This is a genomic window from Allobosea sp. TAB14 (assembly GCF_052113865.1).
Lineage (GTDB): Bacteria > Pseudomonadota > Alphaproteobacteria > Rhizobiales > Beijerinckiaceae > Allobosea > Allobosea spartocytisi.
Window position 1 is genome coordinate 24,432 of record NZ_JBFRDQ010000003.1, and the last position, 18,890, is coordinate 43,321.

Annotated in this window: 22 protein-coding genes and 1 other RNA gene; 8 read left to right on the plus strand and 15 right to left on the minus strand. The window is 67.4% G+C overall.

All coding sequences use genetic code 11. The features are described from left to right. Window positions 1–29: 29 nt before the first annotated feature. The 12 genes from AB4Y99_RS00905 to AB4Y99_RS00960 all read right to left on the minus strand — a co-directional run bounded on the left by AB4Y99_RS00905 (window position 30) and on the right by AB4Y99_RS00960 (window position 9,130). The gene (locus tag AB4Y99_RS00905) at window positions 30–1,226 is read right to left on the minus strand and encodes an O-succinylhomoserine sulfhydrylase (RefSeq protein WP_441522050.1); all 1,197 of its coding nucleotides are present in this window, start codon (window positions 1,224–1,226) and stop codon (window positions 30–32) included. 120 nt (window positions 1,227–1,346) lie between these two features. Next, window positions 1,347–2,087 (minus strand): pyrimidine 5'-nucleotidase, encoded by a 741-nt coding sequence (locus tag AB4Y99_RS00910; RefSeq protein WP_038364797.1) that lies wholly within the window; start codon window positions 2,085–2,087, stop codon window positions 1,347–1,349. A 209-nt stretch (window positions 2,088–2,296) separates the two neighbouring features. Beyond that, window positions 2,297–3,193: an acetylglutamate kinase gene (gene argB, locus AB4Y99_RS00915; protein WP_038364795.1), complete on the minus strand. Its 897-nt coding sequence runs from the start codon at window positions 3,191–3,193 to the stop codon at window positions 2,297–2,299. An 85-nt stretch (window positions 3,194–3,278) separates the two neighbouring features. Continuing rightward, the gene (locus tag AB4Y99_RS00920) at window positions 3,279–3,647 is read right to left on the minus strand and encodes a DUF423 domain-containing protein (RefSeq protein WP_441522051.1); all 369 of its coding nucleotides are present in this window, start codon (window positions 3,645–3,647) and stop codon (window positions 3,279–3,281) included. A 114-nt stretch (window positions 3,648–3,761) separates the two neighbouring features. Continuing rightward, entirely contained in the window at window positions 3,762–4,037 is a 276-nt protein-coding gene (locus AB4Y99_RS00925; RefSeq protein WP_441522052.1) for a hypothetical protein, read from the minus strand. Between the two features lie 39 nt (window positions 4,038–4,076). Beyond that, the gene (gene yihA, locus AB4Y99_RS00930; protein ID WP_441522053.1) at window positions 4,077–4,742 is read right to left on the minus strand and encodes a ribosome biogenesis GTP-binding protein YihA/YsxC; all 666 of its coding nucleotides are present in this window, start codon (window positions 4,740–4,742) and stop codon (window positions 4,077–4,079) included. Window positions 4,743–4,751: 9 nt separating this feature from the next. Next, window positions 4,752–5,384: a CatB-related O-acetyltransferase gene (locus tag AB4Y99_RS00935; RefSeq protein ID WP_441522054.1), complete on the minus strand. Its 633-nt coding sequence runs from the start codon at window positions 5,382–5,384 to the stop codon at window positions 4,752–4,754. Between the two features lie 52 nt (window positions 5,385–5,436). Next, entirely contained in the window at window positions 5,437–7,332 is a 1,896-nt protein-coding gene (gene yidC, locus AB4Y99_RS00940; RefSeq protein ID WP_441522076.1) for a membrane protein insertase YidC, read from the minus strand. 37 nt (window positions 7,333–7,369) lie between these two features. Then, the gene (rnpA, locus tag AB4Y99_RS00945; RefSeq protein WP_038364781.1) at window positions 7,370–7,801 is read right to left on the minus strand and encodes a ribonuclease P protein component; all 432 of its coding nucleotides are present in this window, start codon (window positions 7,799–7,801) and stop codon (window positions 7,370–7,372) included. A gap of 53 nt (window positions 7,802–7,854) precedes the next feature. Next, window positions 7,855–7,989, minus strand: a complete 135-nt coding sequence (gene rpmH / locus AB4Y99_RS00950; protein ID WP_038364779.1) for a 50S ribosomal protein L34 — start codon at window positions 7,987–7,989, stop codon at window positions 7,855–7,857. A gap of 194 nt (window positions 7,990–8,183) precedes the next feature. Next, complete coding sequence (locus AB4Y99_RS00955) at window positions 8,184–8,399, minus strand: hypothetical protein (protein ID WP_429068240.1); 216 nt, start codon at window positions 8,397–8,399, stop codon at window positions 8,184–8,186. Beyond that, on the minus strand, window positions 8,396–9,130 hold the full coding sequence (locus AB4Y99_RS00960) for a COG4280 domain-containing protein (protein ID WP_038364775.1): 735 nt from the start codon (window positions 9,128–9,130) through the stop codon (window positions 8,396–8,398). Before AB4Y99_RS00960 ends, AB4Y99_RS00955 begins: the two co-directional genes overlap by 4 nt. A gap of 138 nt (window positions 9,131–9,268) precedes the next feature. On the opposite strand from AB4Y99_RS00960, the gene AB4Y99_RS00965 reads away from it, so the two are divergent. From AB4Y99_RS00965 to recR, 5 genes are all read left to right on the plus strand, one after another. Then, window positions 9,269–9,835: a Chromate resistance protein ChrB gene (locus AB4Y99_RS00965; protein WP_038364773.1), complete on the plus strand. Its 567-nt coding sequence runs from the start codon at window positions 9,269–9,271 to the stop codon at window positions 9,833–9,835. 60 nt (window positions 9,836–9,895) lie between these two features. Further along, an RNA gene (ffs, locus tag AB4Y99_RS00970) (signal recognition particle sRNA small type) lies at window positions 9,896–9,992 on the plus strand. An 80-nt stretch (window positions 9,993–10,072) separates the two neighbouring features. Further along, window positions 10,073–11,938, plus strand: a complete 1,866-nt coding sequence (locus AB4Y99_RS00975; protein ID WP_133560425.1) for a DNA polymerase III subunit gamma/tau — start codon at window positions 10,073–10,075, stop codon at window positions 11,936–11,938. A gap of 36 nt (window positions 11,939–11,974) precedes the next feature. After that, window positions 11,975–12,295: a YbaB/EbfC family nucleoid-associated protein gene (locus AB4Y99_RS00980; protein ID WP_038364769.1), complete on the plus strand. Its 321-nt coding sequence runs from the start codon at window positions 11,975–11,977 to the stop codon at window positions 12,293–12,295. A 133-nt stretch (window positions 12,296–12,428) separates the two neighbouring features. Continuing rightward, complete coding sequence (recR, locus tag AB4Y99_RS00985) at window positions 12,429–13,034, plus strand: recombination mediator RecR (protein ID WP_038364767.1); 606 nt, start codon at window positions 12,429–12,431, stop codon at window positions 13,032–13,034. 136 nt (window positions 13,035–13,170) lie between these two features. Here the strand turns inward: recR and AB4Y99_RS00990 are convergent, their stop codons facing one another. Continuing rightward, on the minus strand, window positions 13,171–13,872 hold the full coding sequence (locus tag AB4Y99_RS00990) for an outer membrane protein (protein WP_441522055.1): 702 nt from the start codon (window positions 13,870–13,872) through the stop codon (window positions 13,171–13,173). A gap of 238 nt (window positions 13,873–14,110) precedes the next feature. On the opposite strand from AB4Y99_RS00990, the gene AB4Y99_RS00995 reads away from it, so the two are divergent. The 3 genes from AB4Y99_RS00995 (at window position 14,111) to AB4Y99_RS01005 (ending at window position 17,402) form a co-directional block, all read left to right on the plus strand. After that, a complete protein-coding gene (locus AB4Y99_RS00995) occupies window positions 14,111–15,160 on the plus strand; it encodes a YihY/virulence factor BrkB family protein (RefSeq protein WP_441522056.1) in 1,050 nt (349 codons plus the stop codon). Between the two features lie 3 nt (window positions 15,161–15,163). Continuing rightward, window positions 15,164–16,399 (plus strand): NAD(P)/FAD-dependent oxidoreductase, encoded by a 1,236-nt coding sequence (locus AB4Y99_RS01000; protein ID WP_441522057.1) that lies wholly within the window; start codon window positions 15,164–15,166, stop codon window positions 16,397–16,399. Between the two features lie 133 nt (window positions 16,400–16,532). Beyond that, the gene (locus tag AB4Y99_RS01005; protein WP_441522058.1) at window positions 16,533–17,402 is read left to right on the plus strand and encodes a VOC family protein; all 870 of its coding nucleotides are present in this window, start codon (window positions 16,533–16,535) and stop codon (window positions 17,400–17,402) included. Between the two features lie 6 nt (window positions 17,403–17,408). On the opposite strand, the gene AB4Y99_RS01010 is transcribed toward AB4Y99_RS01005, so the two are convergent. Then, window positions 17,409–17,861 carry a GNAT family N-acetyltransferase gene (locus tag AB4Y99_RS01010; RefSeq protein WP_441522059.1) on the minus strand — a complete coding sequence of 151 codons (453 nt, stop codon included), beginning with the start codon at window positions 17,859–17,861 and terminating at the stop codon, window positions 17,409–17,411. After that, a complete protein-coding gene (cysK, locus tag AB4Y99_RS01015) occupies window positions 17,858–18,844 on the minus strand; it encodes a cysteine synthase A (RefSeq protein WP_038364757.1) in 987 nt (328 codons plus the stop codon). The genes AB4Y99_RS01010 and cysK overlap by 4 nt, the downstream gene beginning before the upstream one ends. Window positions 18,845–18,890 lie beyond the last annotated feature (46 nt).

Sequence of the window (18,890 nt, forward strand, 5' to 3'; positions counted from 1 at the left end):
CGCTTCGCCCGAGAATGACGGCCGAAGCCTCAAACCTTCGCCAGCGCCTGCTCCAGATCGGCGATCAGATCGTCGGCATGCTCCAGCCCGATCGAGAGGCGGATCATGCCGTCGGTGACGCCCATATCGGCCCGGACTTCTGGGCTGAAGCGCTGGTGCGTCGTCGTCGCGGGATGGACGATCAGGCTCTTGGCGTCACCCAGATTGTTCGAGATGCGGATCAGCTTGCAGGCGTTGAGCAGGCGATAGGCGGCGTCCTTGCCGCCGGGCACCTCGAAGGCGATCAGCGTCGAGGGGCCGCTCATCTGGCGTGCGATGATCGCGGCCTGCGGATGGCTGTCATGGCCGCAGAAGATGACCTTTGAGGGCTTCGGGTGAGCGGCGAGCCAATCCGCGACCTTCGTCGCATTCTCCGCCTGCTTGGCAACGCGCAGCGGCAGCGTCTCCAGCGCCTTCAGCATCACCCAGGCGTTGAAAGGCGAGATCGCCGGGCCGGTCTGGCGCAGGAAGGTCTGGATATCGCCCTCGATCAGCGCCTTCGAGCCGACGATCAGGCCGCCGAGGCAGCGCCCCTGCCCGTCGATATGCTTGGTGGCGGAATAGACGACGAGATCCGCCCCGAGCTCGAGCGGGCGCTGGAAGAGCGGCGTGGCGAAGACGTTGTCAACGACGAGCGTCGCGCCCGCTGCCTTCGCGATCTCGGCGACGGCGGCGATGTCGATGATCTCCAGCGTCGGGTTCGAAGGGCTTTCGAGGAAGAGGACTTTGGTGTTCGGCCGGATCGCCTTGCGCCAGGCCGCGAGATCGGTGCCGTCGACCAGCGTCGACGCGACGCCGTAGCKCGGCAGATGGTCCTCGACGACGTAGCGACAGGAGCCGAAGAGCGCGCGCGCCGCCACGACATGGTCGCCGGCGCGCACCTGCGCCATCACGGCGGCGGTGACCGCGGCCATGCCGGTCGCGGTGGCACGGCAGGCCTCGGCGCCCTCGAAGGCCGCCATGCGGCCTTCCAGCATCGCGACGGTGGGATTGGAGAAGCGGGCATATTGGAAGCCCGGATCCTTGTTCAGGAAGCGCGCCTCGCATTGCTCGGCGCTGTCATAGACATGGCCCTGCGTCAGGAACAGCGCCTCGGAGGTCTCGCCGAACTGCGAGCGCATGGTGCCGGCATGGACCAGACGCGTCTCGGGATGCAGCTTCGCTGCGGCGTTGTCCGATGTCGACATGATCAGCCTCAATCCGTTCTTTATAACGGACAGAGCCAGTAGCAGCTTCCCTTCTGTTCGTAAAGAAGAACAGAAATTCCTTTTCGGGAAACGCGCGGCGCGGCAATCCTTCCGCCGGGTTCAGCTCCTGCGTTCGGCAGGCCGTCCGAGCGGCTTGAGGAAGCCGGCGAGATCCGTCGTGACATGGTGGACATGGCCGGCCTCGACCGCGACCTGCTCCCAGGCCTCGCGGAAGGGGTCGGGCGTCCGCGGCACGATCAGCACGGTCTTCATGCCGAGCGCGCTCGGGACGACGAGATTCTTCTCGATGTCCTCGAACATCGCCGCCCGCCCGGGATCGACGGAGTGCTTGGCCAGGAAATTCTCATAGGTCGCGCGTTCGGGCTTGGGCAGGAAGCCGGCCTGCACGATGTCGAAGATATCCTCGAAATGGTGGAGGATGCCGAGCTTGCCGGCGACGTTCTCGGCATGGCCGCGCGAGCCATTGGTCAGGATCAGCTTGCGGCCGGGCAGAGCGGCGATGGCCTCGCCCAGTTCCGGGTTGGGGTCGAGCAGCGACAGGTCGATCTGGTGGGCGAAGTCGAGGAAGTCGTCGGGATCGACGCCATGCTCCTCCATCAGCCCCTTCAGCGTCGTGCCGTAGCGCTGGTAGTAGTATTTCTGCAGGGCCCGTGACGAGAGGCCGTCGAGGCCGAACAGCTCGGCGAGGAACAGGGTGATGCGCTCGTCGACCTGCGGCCAGACCTTGGCCTCGTGCGAATAGAGCGTGTTGTCGAGGTCGAAGACCCAGTGATCGACATGCGCGAAGCCTTCCGCCGTCAGGGGCGGGGTCGCGACCGGGATGTCAGGAAGTGTTTTCATCGGACTCCGAGATGTGGCGAGCCGGAGTCTGCGCTGCAAGTCCTTGGCCAAGGCTTAATCGCGGGCGCGCTCGACACCCTCCAACCCGTCATTCCGGACAAGCCGCGGTAGCGGCGCTGATCCGGAATCCATCATAAGGCTCGGTGCTCTACGATGGATTCCGGGTCTCCGCTACGCTCCGCCCGGAATGACGGGCTGGAGTCGTGACGTCACCGCCGGATGATCGTGCCGGCGCCGGTGTCGGTGAAGAGCTCGATCAGTGCCGCATGCGGCACCTTGCCGTCGAGGATGACCACGGCCTCGACGCCCTTCTCCAGCGCGTAGATGCAGGTCTCGATCTTCGGGATCATGCCGCCCGAGATCGTGCCGTCCGCGATCAGATGGCGGCATTCCTCGACCGTCAGCTCCGGGATGAGCTGCTTGTCCTTGTTGAGGACGCCCGGCACGTCGGTGAGCAGCAGCAGGCGCTTGGCGTTGAGCGCTCCCGCAATGGCGCCGGCGAAGGTATCGGCGTTGACATTGTAGGTCTGCCCGTCGGCGGCGGCGCAGACCGGCGCCAGAACCGGGATCAGCTCGGCTTTCAGCACGGCGTCGAGCACGGTCGTGTTGACCTTCTCGGGCTCGCCGACGAAGCCGAGGTCGAGCACCTCCTCGATCTTGGAATCGGGATCGACGATGGTGCGGGTCACCTTGCGGGCGGTGACCATGTTGCCGTCCTTGCCGCAGAGCCCGATGGCGCGCCCGCCTTCGCGGGTGATGTAGCCGACGATCTCCTTGTTGACCGAGCCGGCCAAGACCATCTCGACGACCTCGACCGTGGCCTCGTCGGTGACGCGCAGGCCCTGCCTGAACTCGGACTGGATGCCGAGCTTCTTCAGCATCGCCGCGATCTGCGGCCCGCCGCCATGGCAGACGACGGGCTTCAGGCCGGACTGCTCGAGCAGCACGATGTCCTCGGCGAAATCCTCGGCGGTGGCCGCGTCGCCCATGGCGTTGCCGCCATATTTGATGACGATGACCTCCTGATCGTAGCGCTGCATATGCGGCAGCGCCTGCACGAGCAGCTCGGCGGATTGCGACGGCGTCAGAAGGGGGTGGTCGGTCATTCGGGCAGGCTCCGCACGGCCGCGAGGAAGGTGCGGCGCGCTTCTACCCGAAGTTTCCCGGCGGCGGAAGGATGCTTGACGTCGTTCAGTCGCGCTTCGCCATCACGGTCGCGACGGCAAGCCCGAGCCAGCCGCCCAGCATGAACCAGCCGCCGATCGGCGCGGCGCGCGGGAACAGCGCCTCGTTGGCGAAGCCGCGGCGCGCCAGATCGGCCGCGAAGAGAGTGGCGCCCAGGATCAAGGCCGACAGCGCGATCCGGGCGAGCGCGTCATGGAGATAGCCGCCCTTGCGGGCAACCGTCGCTCCGAACACGATGGGAGCGTGGAACAGCAGGATCTGCCCGGCGGTCTGGACATTGGCCGTGCCGGTGATGTGCGCCGCGGCGGCGAGCAGTGCCACGCCGGAGACCCCCATCAGGGCGGCGAGGAAGAGGTGAATGCGCGTGGCGGTCATCGGGACTCGCTGTCGTCGGTTCGCTCGGTTGCTGTCATGGCGCATCGGCCGGCAGCGATCCATCGGCTTTGGCTCCGATGCCGCGCGACATGGTGAAGCGCTGCGACCCGTCCGTCAGCTCTGCGCGCGCAAGGTCCTGATGAATTCCGCCAGCGGGTGGATGCTCGGCGTTTCCGGCAGCAGGGGCTCGAGCGCATCGGCAATGGCCGGATAATCCTCCGGCGAGAGTGTCCGCAAGCTGGAGGAGACTTTGTTGTAGCTTGCCGAGCCGCGGCTCGCGATCGAGCGATCGATGACGAAGGTCTCCACCGCCCCGTCCAGCCGTTCGACGAAAAGGGCGAGCGAGCCGCCATCGGCGGCTGCGGCGCTGTCCGAAACGGATGTGAACATCGACCCTCCGGCGGCTTCTTCTGCGGAGCGCGGCCCGGCCTATGTCCGCTCGGACAGCACGCGCGCGATGGTGGCGCGCAAATCGGGGATGCCGAGTCCCTTTTCGCTCGAGGTCAGCAGCACCTCGGGATAGGCGGCGGGGCGGCGCTTGATCTCGTCATAGGTCGCTTCCGCCATGAACTGCTGCTCGGCGGGCTTCAGCGCATCGCCCTTGGTCAGCACGACCTGATAGGACACGGCGGCCTTGTCGAGCGTCTCCAGCACGGCGCCGTCGACATCCTTGATGCCGTGGCGGGCGTCGATCAGCACATAGACGCGCATCAGATTGGAGCGTCCGCGCAGGTAATCGTGGATCAGCCGGGTCCAGGCCGCGACCTTCTCCTTGCCGACGGCGGCATAGCCATAGCCGGGCATGTCGACGATGGTCAGCCGCTCGTCATGATCGACCTGGCGGAAGAAGTTGAGCTGCTGCGTCCGGCCCGGCGTATGCGAGGTGCGCGCCAGCGCGTTGCGCCGCGTCAGCGCGTTGATCAGGCTCGATTTGCCGACATTGGAGCGGCCGGCGAAGGCGATCTCCTGCCCCACCATCGGCGGCAGGTCGTCGATCTTGGTCGAGGCCCAGACGAAGTCCCACGGCCCCTCGAAGAGCTTGCGGGCGGATTCGATCTCGTCCTCGGTGAACGGCTTGGTCGTGCTGGATGTCATGGCCCCTGCCTACACGGCCGCGCGCAGCGCGTCGATGTCCGCGCCCTGGATCGCGTCGACGTTGCGGCCGATCTTCGCCGCATCCCAGTCCCACCAGCGGATCGTCAGCAGTTCCGCGACGATCTCGGGCGGAAAGCGCATCTTGACGATTCCTGCGGGATTGCCGGCGACGACCGCATAATCAGGCACGTCCTTCGTCACCTGCGCCCGCGTGCCGATGATCGCGCCGTCGCCGATCGTCACACCCGGCATGATCACGGCCTCGCGCCCGATCCAGACATCGTTGCCGATCACCATGTCGCCGCGATTGTTAGGGCCGGGCCGCTTCAGCGCCGCGGGATCGCCGAGGCCGAACATCTGGAAGGGGAAGGTCGAGAAGCCGCCGAGCGGATGGTTGGCGCCGTTCATGATGAACTGCGCGGCCTGAGCGATGGCCACGAATTTCCCGATGATCAGCCGGTCGCCGATGAAGTCGAAATGGTAGCGCACGCAGCGCGCGACGAAATGCTCCGGCCCGCGCGAGTCGTCGTAATAGCTGTAGTCGCCGACCGCGATCAGCGGATGGTCGACGATCGCCTTCAGGAAGGCCGTGTCCTTCCAGCCGGGAATGGGATGGCGCGTGGTCGGATCGGGCAAAGGCATCGCGCGGGCTCGCCGAAAAAGGCGAAGGGCGGGAAACCCGCCCTTCGCTGTCTCACTTCTTGTTGCCGTTGGCGGGCTTTGGCGGTGCGGGCACGGCGGGTGTGGTCGCCGGCTTCTTGCCGAACATGCCCTTGAGGTTGTCGAATAACTCGATCTTCACCCCGTTCTTGCGCATGATGAAGCCCTGCTGGGTCACCGAGAGCAGGTTGTTCCAGCTCCAGTAGATCACCAGGCCGGCCGGGAACGAGCCGAGCAGGAAGGTGAAGAACACCGGCATCCAGGTGAACATCATCTTCTGCACCGGGTCCGGCGGCTCCGGGTTCATCTTCATCTGGATGAACATCGTGATGCCCATGATGATCGGCCACAGGCCGAGATGCAGCATGGCGGGCGGCGTGAACGGCAGGGCGCCGAACAGGTTGAACAGGTTGGTCGGGTCCGGCGCCGCGAGGTCGTGGATCCAGCCGAAGAACGGCGCGTGCCGCATCTCGATGGTGATGAACAGGATCTTGTAGAGCGCGAAGAACACCGGGATCTGCAGCAGCACCGGCCAGCAGCCGGCGACCGGGTTGATCTTCTGCGTCTTGTAGAGCTCCATCAGAGCCTGCTGCTGCTTCATCTTGTCGTCCGCGTAGCGTTCGCGGATCGCCGTCATCTCCGGCTGCATCGCCTTCATCTTCGCCATCGAGGCGTAGGACTTGTTGGCGAGCGGGAAGAACAGSGTCTTGAGCAGCACGGTGACGATCAGGATCGCCACGCCGAAATTGCCGACATGCTTGTAGATCCAGTCGAGCACGACGAAGAGCGGCTTGGTGAAGAAATAGAACCAGCCCCAGTCGATCAGCAGGTCGAAGCGCTTGATCTGCTGGCTTTCCTCATAGCCGTTGATCGCCGCGACCTCCTTGGCGCCGGCGAAGAGCCGGGACTGCGAGGCGGTCGAGGCGCCGGGGGCGACAGTGACGCCTTCGCCGAGGAAATCGGCCTGATAGGTCCGTTCCGTGCCGGTCTGGACCGAGGAGAAGCGGCCTTCATATTTGCGCTGCTGGTCCGGGATGACGGTCGCGGCCCAGTATTTGTCGGTGATGCCGACCCAGCCGCCGACAGCATCCTTCCAGGTCCGGCCGACGGTGCCGGGCGCCAGCGCCGGCTCCTTGTCGAGCTTGTCGTAGGTCCATTCCTGCAGGCCGTTCTGCTCGCCGAGATAGCCGACGAGGCCCTCATGCAGCACGTAATAGCCGAGCGTGTGCGGCTTGCCCTGCCGGACGACCTGTCCGTAGGGAAAGAGGGTGGCTGCCGCCGAACCCTTGTTCTCGACCTCGTCGCGGATCGTGAAAATGGCGTTGTCGTCGACGCTGAGGATGCGCTTGAAGGTCAGGCCCTGGCCGTTGTCCCAGGAGAGCGTCACCGGCTTGGCCGGGGTCAGCGTCTGGTTGTCGGCCGTCCAGACGGTCTTGGCATTCGGGACAGCGACAGTGCTGCCGGGCGCCGCGACCCAGCCGAAATCCGAATAATAGGCGTCGGGGCCGCCGGCCGGCGAGAGCAGGACGATGATCGGGCTCTTGGGGTCGACCGTCTCGTGATAGGCCTTGAGCGAAACGTCGTCGATGCGTCCGCCCGCGAGCGAAATCGAACCGGCGATCTTCGGCGTGTCGATCTTGATGCGCGGGCTCGCGGCCAGGGCCTGCTCGCGCGTGCCGGCGACCTGCGTTCCGGCGGTGCCGGGCACCGTGCCGGGAGCGGCCGAGCTGGCGGCCGAACCGGGTGGGGCAGCGGTCGCGGCGGGATTGGCGGCGCCGGCCGGAGCGGACTGGCTCTGCGCCTGCTGGTTCTGCCGGGCAATCTCCTGCTGCTTGTCCATCTGCGGCTTGGCATAGAAGAACTGCCAGCCAAGCAGGATGACCACGGACAGGACGATCGCGAGAAGCAGATTGCGGTTGTCTTCTTTCATCATGAYCGGAAACGGRTCTCGCTCGGGTCCGGCTGGTTCAGGCGGAAGAAACGGAAGACGAAGGCGGCGTGCCGCGCGCAGTGCCTGCACGGCGCCGGTCGGCCTGCGGCTTTTGCGGCCTTGCCCTGTCGATGGCAATAGAAAGATCGGCGACCAGATGCCCGAAATCGGCGCCGAGCACCTCGGCGCGGGCGATAATCACGACATCGCAGGGGCGGTCGGTCTGCGCGGCGAGCGCTTTTGCCGCAGCTGCGCGCAGGCGGCGGCGGATCCGGTTGCGCTTCACGGCATTGCCGGTCTTGCGCGAGGCGGTGAGGCCGAGGCGCAGGCCGCGGGCCGCTTTGCCGTCCCGTCCATCCTCAGCCGCGGCGTCGCGCACCTGCACGGTGAAGACGGACGAACGAAAACGGCGGCCGTGCTCGGCCGCCGCGAGAAATTCCTTGCGTTGCGTCAGACGGGCGAGGCGCATGGCGGTTGGCCAGTCTTCCGGAACGGGCGCGTGATCGTCACGCGCCGCTGTCGTCAGGCCGACAGGCGCTTGCGGCCATGCGCGCGGCGGGCGGCGATGACCTTGCGGCCACCCTTGGTCGCCATGCGGGCGCGATAGCCGTGGCGGCGCTTGCGAACCAGCTTGCTGGGTTGATAGGTTCTCTTCACGGTCCGTCTCCGGGGGCCTTGGTCAGCGCGACGACTGCGGCTTTCCGGGGAAAGCGTGGCCGATCGAGCCTGTCATGCAATAGGGTTCGGCGCCGCCCTGAGGCTGCGCAGGTCGCGGGCTTATGACGGATGGGCGACACCGAGTCAATGCCGAATGATCCGTGAAACGGCTGTCTGCGAGCTTCACGGATCATTCAATGGGGTTTGCGCCTCGCGCCCTGCCGGACGCTGAACGCCAGGATCACGATCGAGCCCGCCGTCAGCACCGCGGCGATCCCGGACGCGGGGCCGTGCAGGCCGAACGCCAGCACGGTGCAGAACGCGACCAGCGCGAGAATGGCGAGCGCAAGCCGCCCGTCATCGACGAACAGCGCGGCAATTTCGCGCAGGATCATGGCGATGGTTTTCATGCCGTCATCTCCACGGAGCGCTTGCGAAAGGCCGCGACGAGGGTGAGCGCGCTGGCAAGCAGCAGCGCCGCCAGCGCGAGGATTGCCAGATCGGCGCCGGGCCAGCTCACGCCGAGGCCCTCGCCCGTCCAATAGATGCCGAAGGCCGAGATCATCACGCCAACCGCGAATTTCAGGGTGTTCTCGGGAACGCGGGCGAGCGGCTTGCGCAGGATGAGGCCGAGCGCCAGCACGAGCGCGCAGGCCGCCAGGGCTCCGAGGCTGGCGGGCCAGAGCAGACCCCGGCCGGCGCCGACGGCCAAGACGATGAAGACGACCTCAATGCCTTCGAGCATCACCGCCTTGAAGGCGGTGAGCCCGGCCAGCCAGTCGCGGCGGCTCGCCGTTCCGCTGTCGCCGGCTTGCAAGGCCCCGGTTTCCTTGGCGAAAGCCGCCTCCTCGTCATGGAGCGCGATGAAGCCGGCGGCCCGCAGGATGGCCTTTCTGAGCCAGCGCAGGCCGAACATCATCAGCAGCACGCCGATGACGAGCTGCAGGGCTTGCAGCGGGATCAGCGTCAGGGCCGGGCCGAGCAGCAATACCAGCAGGGCGAGGGCCCCGAGCGCGCAGCCCGTGCCGATCAGCGCCGGCCGCCAGCCGCGCACGGTGCCGACGGCGAGAACGATGGTGAAAGCCTCGACGACCTCGACCAGCGAGGCGAGGAAGGCGGCGGAGAGAGCCGGAGCGGCCATGGTCCAGGTCACGGGAAACCTCGCGTGAACGATCGAGCTTGCAGGCGACAGCGACAGCTTTTGCTGTCACGATGGCAGCAGCATCAAACGACTTTGATGCTATCATATTTGTAACGATGGTAACATTCAAGGAGTTCCATGGCGTCGCTCGAATGGTTGCTGCTGACCTACAAGGTTCCGGCCGAGCCGGCGCGCAAGCGCGTCTCGATCTGGCGCAAGCTCAAGGGGATGGGCGCGGTCTATCTGCAGGGCGGTGTCTGCCTGCTGCCCAAGACGGACGACCATCTGCGGCGGCTCAAGATGCTCGAGAACGAGATCGCCGAGGCCGAAGGCGAGGCACTGCTGCTGGCGACGGTCGGCCTCGACCAGAAGCAGCAGGAGAAGGTCGTCGCGCGCTTCAACGCCGACCGTGACGACGAGTACAAGGAGTTCATCGAGAAATGCCTCGCCTTCGAGGCCGAGATCGACGACGAGACGCGCAATGCGCATTTCACCTTCGCCGAGCTCGAGGAGAACGAGCAGGAGCTGATGAAATTCCGCAACTGGATCGAGAAGATCCGCAAGCTCGATTTCTACGGCGCCCCCCGTGCCGGGGAGGCGGCCGAGCGCCTTCAACGCTCGGAAGCGATTCTCGACGCCTATGCGCATAACGTCTTCGCGGCGCAGGAGGAGAATCGCCCGCCCGAGGCGGCGAAGCGGTCCTGAGGTCGCGGATCTCTCGCCGGCAGGCTTGCGCTTCGCACGGACATCCCCGATATAGCGCCCGGGAGGTTGGCGAGGGACGTCTCACTCGCCAACCGGGTCAGGTCCGGAAGGAAGCAGCCCTAACGAGACCGAACGGGTCTTCGTCCAGCCTCCCACCTCATGCGAGTCGCGTGTAACCGGGCCTTCTGGCCCGCGGCGGCATTGACCCTCGCCTTCCGATTGGCGAAACCAGTTTTCATGACCGACGAGATCGACGCCGCCACCGCAGACGAGCCGGGCTTCGCCGGCTTCGACCCCGCGCCTGTGCCGGCCGTCGCGGCGCCGACGCCCTATCGCGTGCTGGCCCGCAAATACCGCCCGGCCCATTTCGGCGATTTGATCGGCCAGGATGCGATGGTGCGCACCCTGACCAATGCCTTCGCGGCGGGGCGCATTCCGCAGGCCTGGATGCTGACCGGGGTGCGCGGCGTCGGCAAGACCACGACCGCCCGCATCCTCGCCCGCGCCCTCAACTTCCAGACGGCCGATGGCGGCGGCGCGCCGACCACCGATCTGCGCGAGTTCGGCATCCATTGCCGCGACATCATCGAGGGCCGGCACATCGACGTGATGGAGCTCGATGCCGCCTCGAACAACGGCGTCGAGAATGTCCGCCAGCTCATCGAGGGCATCCAGTACGCGCCGGTCTCCGGCCGCTACAAGGTCTACATCATCGACGAAGTCCATATGATGTCGACGGCCGCCTTCAACGCGCTGCTCAAGACGCTGGAGGAGCCGCCGGCCCACGCGAAATTCATCTTCGCAACCACCGAGATCCGCAAGGTGCCGATCACGGTGCTGTCGCGCTGCCAGCGCTTCGATCTGCGCCGCGTCGAATCCGACGTACTGGTGAACCATCTCTCCGGCATCTGCCGCACTGAGAGTGTCGAGGCCGAGGACGAGGCGCTTGCCGCCGTCGCCCGCGCCGCCGAGGGCTCGGTGCGCGATTCGCTCTCGATCCTCGACCAGGCCATCGCCCATGCGGCGGGCCGGATCACGCTCGACGACATCCGCTCCATGCTCGGCCTCGCCGATCGGGCGCGCGTCATCGACCTGTTCGAGTCGGTGATGAAGGGCGACATCGCCGCTGCGCTCGGCGAATTGCGCGCGCAATACGATGCCGGCGCCGACCCGGTCGTGGTGTTGAACGACCTCGCCGAATTCACCCATCTCGTCACCCGTCTCAAGCTCGTGCCGGACGCCGTGAAGGACGCGACGCTCGCCCAGGCCGAGCGCGTGCGCGGCGGCGACTTCGCCCAGCGCCTCTCGCTGCGCGTGCTCGCCCGCACCTGGCAGATGCTGCTCAAGGGCATTGCCGAGGTGAAGCAGGCCGACCGGCCGGTAATGGCGGCGGAAATGGTGCTGGTGCGCCTCGCCCATGCCGCCGACCTGCCGACGCCGGACGAAGCCTTGAAGATGCTGCGCGACGGCGCGGGCGCCATCCCCGGCGGCAATGGCCAAGGAAACGGCCATGGTGGCGGCGCGCCGCGTCCGCCCTCCGGCGGCGGCAACACCGCGCTGGCCGCACGCCCGATCCTCGCCAGCGCCAATCCGGCGCCTGTCGCCGCACCGCGCGCCGTGGCGGCCCCGCAGGCGATCGTCGCCTCGATCGAGGATGTGGTGGCGCTGGCCTCCCAGCATCGCGAGATCACCCTGAAGATCGCGCTCGAGCGCGATATCCGCCCGGTGCGGTTCGAGCCCGGCCGCATCGAGTTCTCGCTGGTCGAGGGCGCCTCGCGCACGCTGGCGCAGGATCTGTCGCGCAAGCTCAAGGAATGGACCGGCCAGACCTGGATGGTCGCGGTCGTCAACGCCGAGGGCGGCGCGACGATGCGCGAGCAGGCCATCGCCGCCAAGGATCAGCGCGAGAGCGATGCCGCCGCGCATCCCTCCGTCAAGGCGGTGCTGGAGCGCTTTCCCGGCGCGCGCATCGTCGATGTCCGCGATCCGCGCGCCGTCGAGGCGGCCGAGAATGCCGCAGCGCCGGCCGGCGACGAATACCTGCCCGATGCCGAACCGCTCTTCGACGATGCAGAGCCGGATTTCGACGGCATCGACTTCTGATCACGATCGTTTGCAGTTTCCCGAGGAGGATTTCCGATGCGCGACATGATGGGTCTGATGAAGCAGGCTCAGCAGATGCAGCAGAAGATGGCCGACATGCAGGCCGAGCTCGAGACCATCGAGGTCGAGGGCGCTGCGGGTGGCGGCATGGTCACGGTGACGATGACGGCCAAGGGCGCGCTCAGGAGCGTGAAGATCGACCCCAGCCTGATGGTGCCGGACGAGCGCGAGATCCTGGAGGATTTGATCGTCGCGGCAGCCGGCGATGCCCGCGGCCGCGCCGAGCGCGTCATGCAGGAGCGCATGGCCGAGGTCACCAAGGGCCTGCCGATCCCGCCGGGCATGAAGCTGTTCTGATTTCATATCCGCACGGGTCATCCCGGCCGAAGCGAAACGCAGAGCCGGGATCCATGCCTGAACCGTTCCGGCATGGATCCCGGGTCTCCCTGCGGTCGCCCGGGATGACGCCTCCCTTCTTCTGAGAAGCAGCATGTCCCGCGCCATTGCCGGTCCCGAGATCGAAAGGCTGATCCAGCTTCTGGCCAAGCTGCCGGGGCTCGGGCCGCGCTCGGCCCGGCGCGCGGCGCTGCATCTGGTCAAGAAGCGCGAGCAATTGCTCGGCCCGCTCTCCGAGGCGATGGCGGTGGCGCGCGAACGCATCGTCGTCTGCTCGACCTGCGGCAATGTCGATACCAGGGACCCTTGCGGGCTCTGCAGCGATCCGCGCCGCGACGACAGCCTGATCGTCGTCGTCGCCGATATCTCGGACCTCTGGGCGCTGGAGCGCTCGGGCGCCGTCTCGGGCCGCTACCATGTGCTGGGCGGCGTGCTTTCGGCGCTCGATGGCGTCCGGCCGGAGCATCTCTCGCTCGACGCCCTGGTGGCGCGGGCCTCCGATCCGGCGGTGAAGGAGGTCATCCTCGCGCTCAACGCCACGGTCGACGGCCAGACCACGGCGCATTTCATCACCGATCTCATGGCGCATCTGCCGGTCAAGGTGACGAAGCTCGCCCATGGCGTGCCGGTCGGCGGCGAGCTCGACTATCTCGACGACGGGACATTGGCCGCCGCCATCCGCCAGCGCACGGGGTTTTGAGGAAGCGCTTGCGCCTTCCGGTCATTCTCGGGCGGAGCGTAGCACAGGCCTGAGAATCTCGGGCCGAAAGAGGCGCAAGAGCCTCCATGTCGCGAGCTGCTCGGGTCGAGCCTGAGCATAGCGGCGCAGGCAAGCCTCAGAACTTGTAGGCGATGCTGGCGCGGGCGCTGTGCGTGGTCAGCTCCTGCTCGCCGCTCAGGCCGGGCAAGGCGCCCGAGGTCGCGAAGCGGTTCTTGCCGAAATCGGTGTAGCGGTATTCGGCGCCGAGGATCAGGTTGTCGGTGAAGGCGAAGTTCACGCCGGCGCCGACATTCCAGCCGGTCCGCGTGCTGCTCAGCCGCTCTCCGAAGCCGGCCGGGTCGAAGACGCGGCGTTCGAATTCGCTGAAGGAGGCGCCGCCGGTGGCGTAGATCATCAGCCGGTCGAAGGCATAGCCGATGCGGGCCCGCGCCGAGCCCTGCCAGTTCTGGTCGATCCGCGCGGCGATGCCGACGCCGTCGAAGCGGCTGCGGCTGTTGAGCGCCTCGATGTCGCCCTCGATGCCGAGCACGACGCTGCCGAACTGGTAGTTGAAGCCGGCATGGGCGCCGCCGAAGGCGGAATCATCGTCGGTCCGGAAGCTCGTCGGCGCGAAGGGGCCGACGGGCCCGCCGATGCGGACGCGGTTGCTGCCCCAGGAATAGCCGCCCTGCAGGCCGGCATAGAGGCCGGTCCAGGAATAGAAGGCCGGCAGCTCCGGCGCCGGCGGCAGCGCGACGCCACGCAGATCGGCCGCGCCGGCCGCTCCCGAGAGCAGGATCGCGAGGCTCGTCAGGCCGGCTTTGAGCAGCTTCGTCATCGGGCTTCCGTTGAATCGCAAGCGCCGGCCCATCGAGGGCGGCGCCGGCCGATAACGAAGCATTAAGGTTAACAATCGGCTAAGGCGGCCTTCTCGCCCGACCTTCTGGGAACAATTGCGGGCCGGGCCTGTTGCCCGCAAGCTGGGCCCGGAGCATTTTCGGCGAAGCGGACACCGGTTCGCGTGAAGACGATGCGGCAGGACAGAAGACTCTTCGTAACGGAGACCGGACCCCGAGATGGCTTTCCTGAAGCGGATCACCGGCGCGGCGGGCATCGGCGTCGCGCTCGGCTATCTCTCGGGGGTCATCTCCAGCCGTCGCGTCCGCCGCAGGCGGGAGGCGGCGCGCGGCCGGCTGGCGCGGACACCGCTGCAGATGACCTGGCTCGGCTGGAAGGATGTGCTGCTGCGCTTCGTCGGCAATGTCGGCGACAACCGGCTGACCTCGCTGGCCGGCGCCGTCGCCTTCTTCACCCTGCTCTCGCTGGTGCCGGCGCTCTCGCTGCTGGTCACGATCTATCGCTATTTCACCGACCCGGCGACGATCGCCGGCCAGCTCGACGCGATCACGGCCATGTTTCCGCAAGCCGCGCGCGAGCTCATTCACGAGCAGGCGATGCGGCTTTCGGGCCAGTCCGGCTTTTCGCTCTCGCTGACCTTCGTGATCAGCTTTCTGGTCGCGACCTGGTCGGCAAATGCGGCGGTGAAGGCGATCTTCGACGCGCTCAACATCATCTATCGCGAGCAGGAGAAGCGCAGCTTCCTCAAGCTCAACGCCGTCTCGCTTTTCACCACGGTGAGCGGCATCGTCCTGCTCGCCTCGGTGCTGGTCATCATCGCGAGCTTGCCGGTGGTCACCGCGCTCTTCCCGTTCCATTCCGAGCTGGAGCGGCTGATCCGGCTGGTGCGCTGGCCCATCTTCCTCGTCGTCGCGATTCTCTCGATCGCCTGCCTGTACTGGATCGGTCCGAGCCGCGAGCGCATGCGCTTCGTCTGGGTGATGCCGGGCGCCGTCGCTGCCGCGCTGCTCTGGGCCGCGGCCTCCTATGCCTTCTCCTGGTATGTCAGCACGCTCGGCAACTACACAGCGGCCTATGGTTCGCTCGCGACCGTCGTCGTCTTCATGACCTGGCTCTGGCTCTCGGCGACGATCGTGCTGGCCGGCGCCGAGCTCAACGCCGAGCTGGAACACCAGACCGCACATGACACCACCGCAGGGCGGGCGAAGCCGCTCGGTGAGCGCGGCGCGACGATGGCCGACCGGGTCGGCCCGCCACGGGCCGGCTGAGGGATGCTCGATCCGGAAACGACCCGCCATGAGGATCTGCGCAGTGGCACCGGCCCCTGGCGCCCGGCCTTGCAGCGCCCGCAGGGGCGCCCGCTCGAGCGTGACATGCGCTGCGACGTCGCCATCGTCGGTGCCGGCATCACCGGCGCCTTCCTCGCCGAGCATCTCACCGCGATCGGGCTCGATGTCGTGGTGATCGATCGGGAGCGCGGAGGGTTCGGCAGCACGGCGGCGTCGACGGCGATGCTGCAATGGGAAATCGATCTGTCCCTGCGCGAGCTCGCCGCGCTCTATGGCTTCGAGCGGGCGGCCGAGATCTATCAGTTGAGCTTCAGGGCCGTGGCGGGACTGGGGGGCCTCGTCGAGAGGCTGGCCCTGCCCTGCAGCTTCGCCCGGCGCGATTCGATCTATCTGGCGGCAGGCAATGTCGGGCCGCGCGAGCTGCGCGATGAAGCCACTCTGCGCGAGAGGGCCGGGTTGCCGGGCAGCTTCGTCGAGCATGCGGCGCTGCTGAACGCGTTCGGCTTCGACCGCGCCGCCGCGATCGTATCGCCCGGTTCGGCCGAGGCCGACCCGCTTTGCCTCTGCCATGGTCTGCTCGCGGCGGCGGCGCGGGCCGGTGCGCGCATGATCCGCGACGAGGCCGTTGCTTACGACGATGCCGGCCGGTCGGTGGCGATCTCGCTCTCCGGCGGCGCCACCGTGGAGGCCGCCCATGTCGTGCTCGCAACGGGTTACGTCATGCCCGCTTGCGTGAACGACGATCTGCACTGCACGGCCTCGAGCTGGGCGATCGCAACGGTTCCRCAGTCGCCGCAGGCGCTCTGGCCGGGGCCGGCTCTCGTCTGGGAGGCTTCGGAAGATTATTCCTACTGCCGCACGACCCTGGAGGGACGCATCGTCTTCGGTGGAGAGGATGAGGACTTCGCCGATCCCGACCGCCGCGAAAAGCTCGACCCGGCCAAGACCGAGGCCCTTCGCGCCCGCCTTCATGCCTTGCTGCCGCAGGCGCGGCTCGATGTGGACTTTGCCTGGTCCGGCGCCTTCGGGCAGACGGCGGACGGCTTGCCGCTGATCGGGCGCGTGCCCGGCCGGCCACGCCTGTTCGCCGCCTATGGCTATGGCGGCAACGGCATCACCTTCAGCTTCCTCGCTTCGAGGCTGCTCGGCGGATTGCTGCGCGGCGGGGAGGAACGCTGGTTTCGCCATTTTGCCATCGACCGCCCACGCCCGGCCTGAGATCCGCATTCTCACCGGTCTCGTCATTGCGATGGTGCAATCCCGCATTTGCCGACCGGAATGGCGACAAATGCGCCGCGAAGGACCATCTTCCCTGGAAGCGTGGCCTGGCCGCGCAAGGAAGGACAACGACATGCTCGCAGTTCAGGACAAGGCGGGAGCGGCCACGCGGCTCGAAGCTCACGACGCACCCTATCACATCGGCGCGGTGACCTTGCGGGCCCGCGATCTGACGAAGCTCACGGCTTATTATCGCGATGCCATCGGGCTGAAGCTCCTGCGGGACGCTCCCGGCCTCGCCGAACTCGGCGCTGGCGGAGCCGTTCTGGTCCGCCTCATCGAAGGCGCCGCGCAGCCGACCTCGGCGGCCGGGCTCTTCCATCTCGCGATCCTGCTGCCGTCGCGGCGCGATCTCGCCAACTGGCTGCGCCATGCCGCCACGACCGGCATCCGGCTCGAAGGCGCCTCCGACCATCTCGTCAGCGAAGCGCTCTATCTCTCCGACCCGGAAGGCAACGGCATCGAGATCTATCGCGACCGCCAGCGCCAGGAATGGCCGCGCAAGCCGGATGGCGGCATCGCCATGGCGACCGAGCGGCTCGATCTCGACCGCTTGCTGGCCGAGGCGGCAACCGGCGCCTATGCCGGCATGCCGGAGGGGACGGGCATGGGGCACATCCATCTGCGCGTCGGCGACACGGCCGCCGCCGAGGCGTTCTATCACGGCCTGCTCGGCTTCGATGTGATGGTGCATTATCCGGGCGCGAGCTTCCTCGCCAGCGGCGGCTACCACCATCACATCGCCGGCAATATCTGGGGCAGCCGTGGCGCCGGCCTTCGCGGCGCCGGCGAGGCCGGGCTCGACCGTTTCGAGATCGTGGCGCGCGACACGGCCGATTTCGCGGCCATGCGGGAGCGCATCATCGCGGCCGGTGGCAAAGAGGCTGACGGGGTGCCGTCCATCGCCGACCCCTGGGGCAATCGGCTCGTGCTGACGCGCTGAGCCGGCTCAGCGCGTCAGGAGATGCGAGCGGCGCGTGCCGCCGTTATCGGGCGTGAAGCCGTTCGCTTCCCAGAAGGCCGCGGCGCGTGGATCGGCCGCCCGCAGCGAAAGCCGCGGTGCCAGCTCCAGCCCCTGCTGGATCAGGGCCGTGGCGAGCTCCCGGCCGACGCCGGCCGCGCGATGYAGCGGCCGGACATAGACATGTCGCACCCGCAGCAGATCGGGCGCCGGGTCGTAAGGGTCCGGCGTCACCGCGCCGATACCGGCGAGCTCTCCCTCGCGGTAAGCCGCGAAGGCGGCGAAGCGGTCGTCATCGCCGCCATATTGCCCGGACAGCCACTCCGCGCGCAGCCCCTCGATGAAAGCGARGCTCTCGGCGCTCGCCTCGCTGCGCAGCGCCTCGAACTCGTCCGGCAGGCTTTCCGCCAGCCGGACGATATGGACGCTGCCTTCGCTCACAGACCCTCGAACAGGGCGCTGGAGATGTAGCGCTCGGCGAAGGAGGGGATGATCACGACGATGGTCTTGCCGGCATTCTCCGGCCGCGCCCCGACTTCCAGCGCCGCCGCGACCGCCGCACCCGACGAGATGCCGGCCGGGATGCCCTCGCTCTTGGCGAGCGCGCGGGCCGTCTCGAAGGCCGTCTGGTTGCCGACGGTGACGACCTCGTCGATCACGGCGCGGTCGAGCACGCCGGGCACGAAGCCGGCGCCGATGCCCTGGATCTTGTGCGGACCGGGCTGGCCGCCGGAGAGGACGGGCGAATCCTCGGGCTCGACCGCGACCATCTTCACGCCCGGCTTGCGCGCCTTGAGCACCTGGCCGACGCCGGTGATGGTGCCGCCGGTGCCGACGCCGGAAATGACGATGTCGACCTGGCCGTTCGTGTCGTTCCAGATCTCCTCGGCCGTCGTCTTGCGGTGGATCTCGGGGTTGTGCGGGTTCTCGAACTGCTGCGGGATGATCGAGCCCGGAATCTCGCTCTTCAGCTCCTCGGCCTTGGCGACGGCGCCGCGCATGCCGCCGGGGCCGGGCGTCAGGACGAGCTCGGCGCCGAGCAGGGCGAGCATCTTGCGYCGCTCCAGCGACATCGTCTCGGGCATGACGAGGATGAGCCGATAACCGCGCGCGGCGGCGACGAAGGCGAGCGCGATGCCGGTATTGCCGGAGGTCGGCTCGATCAGCGTGCCGCCGGGCTTGAGCGCGCCGGAGGCTTCCAGCGCATCGATCATGTTGACGCCGATGCGGTCCTTCACGCTCGAGATCGGGTTGAAGAATTCGAGCTTGGCCAGGATCGTCGCCTTGACGCCACGCTCGGCCGGAAGCCGGTTCAGCTTGACGAGCGGCGTGTCGCCGATGGTGTCGGTGATCGAGTTGTAGATCCGGCCGCGACCGGGGGCCTTGGCGGGGGGCGTCGAGGATTTCTGCGCTGCTTCAGCCATGGGAGACTCCTTGGGTCGGGCCGTTTTGGGATCGGGCCGTTTGGCC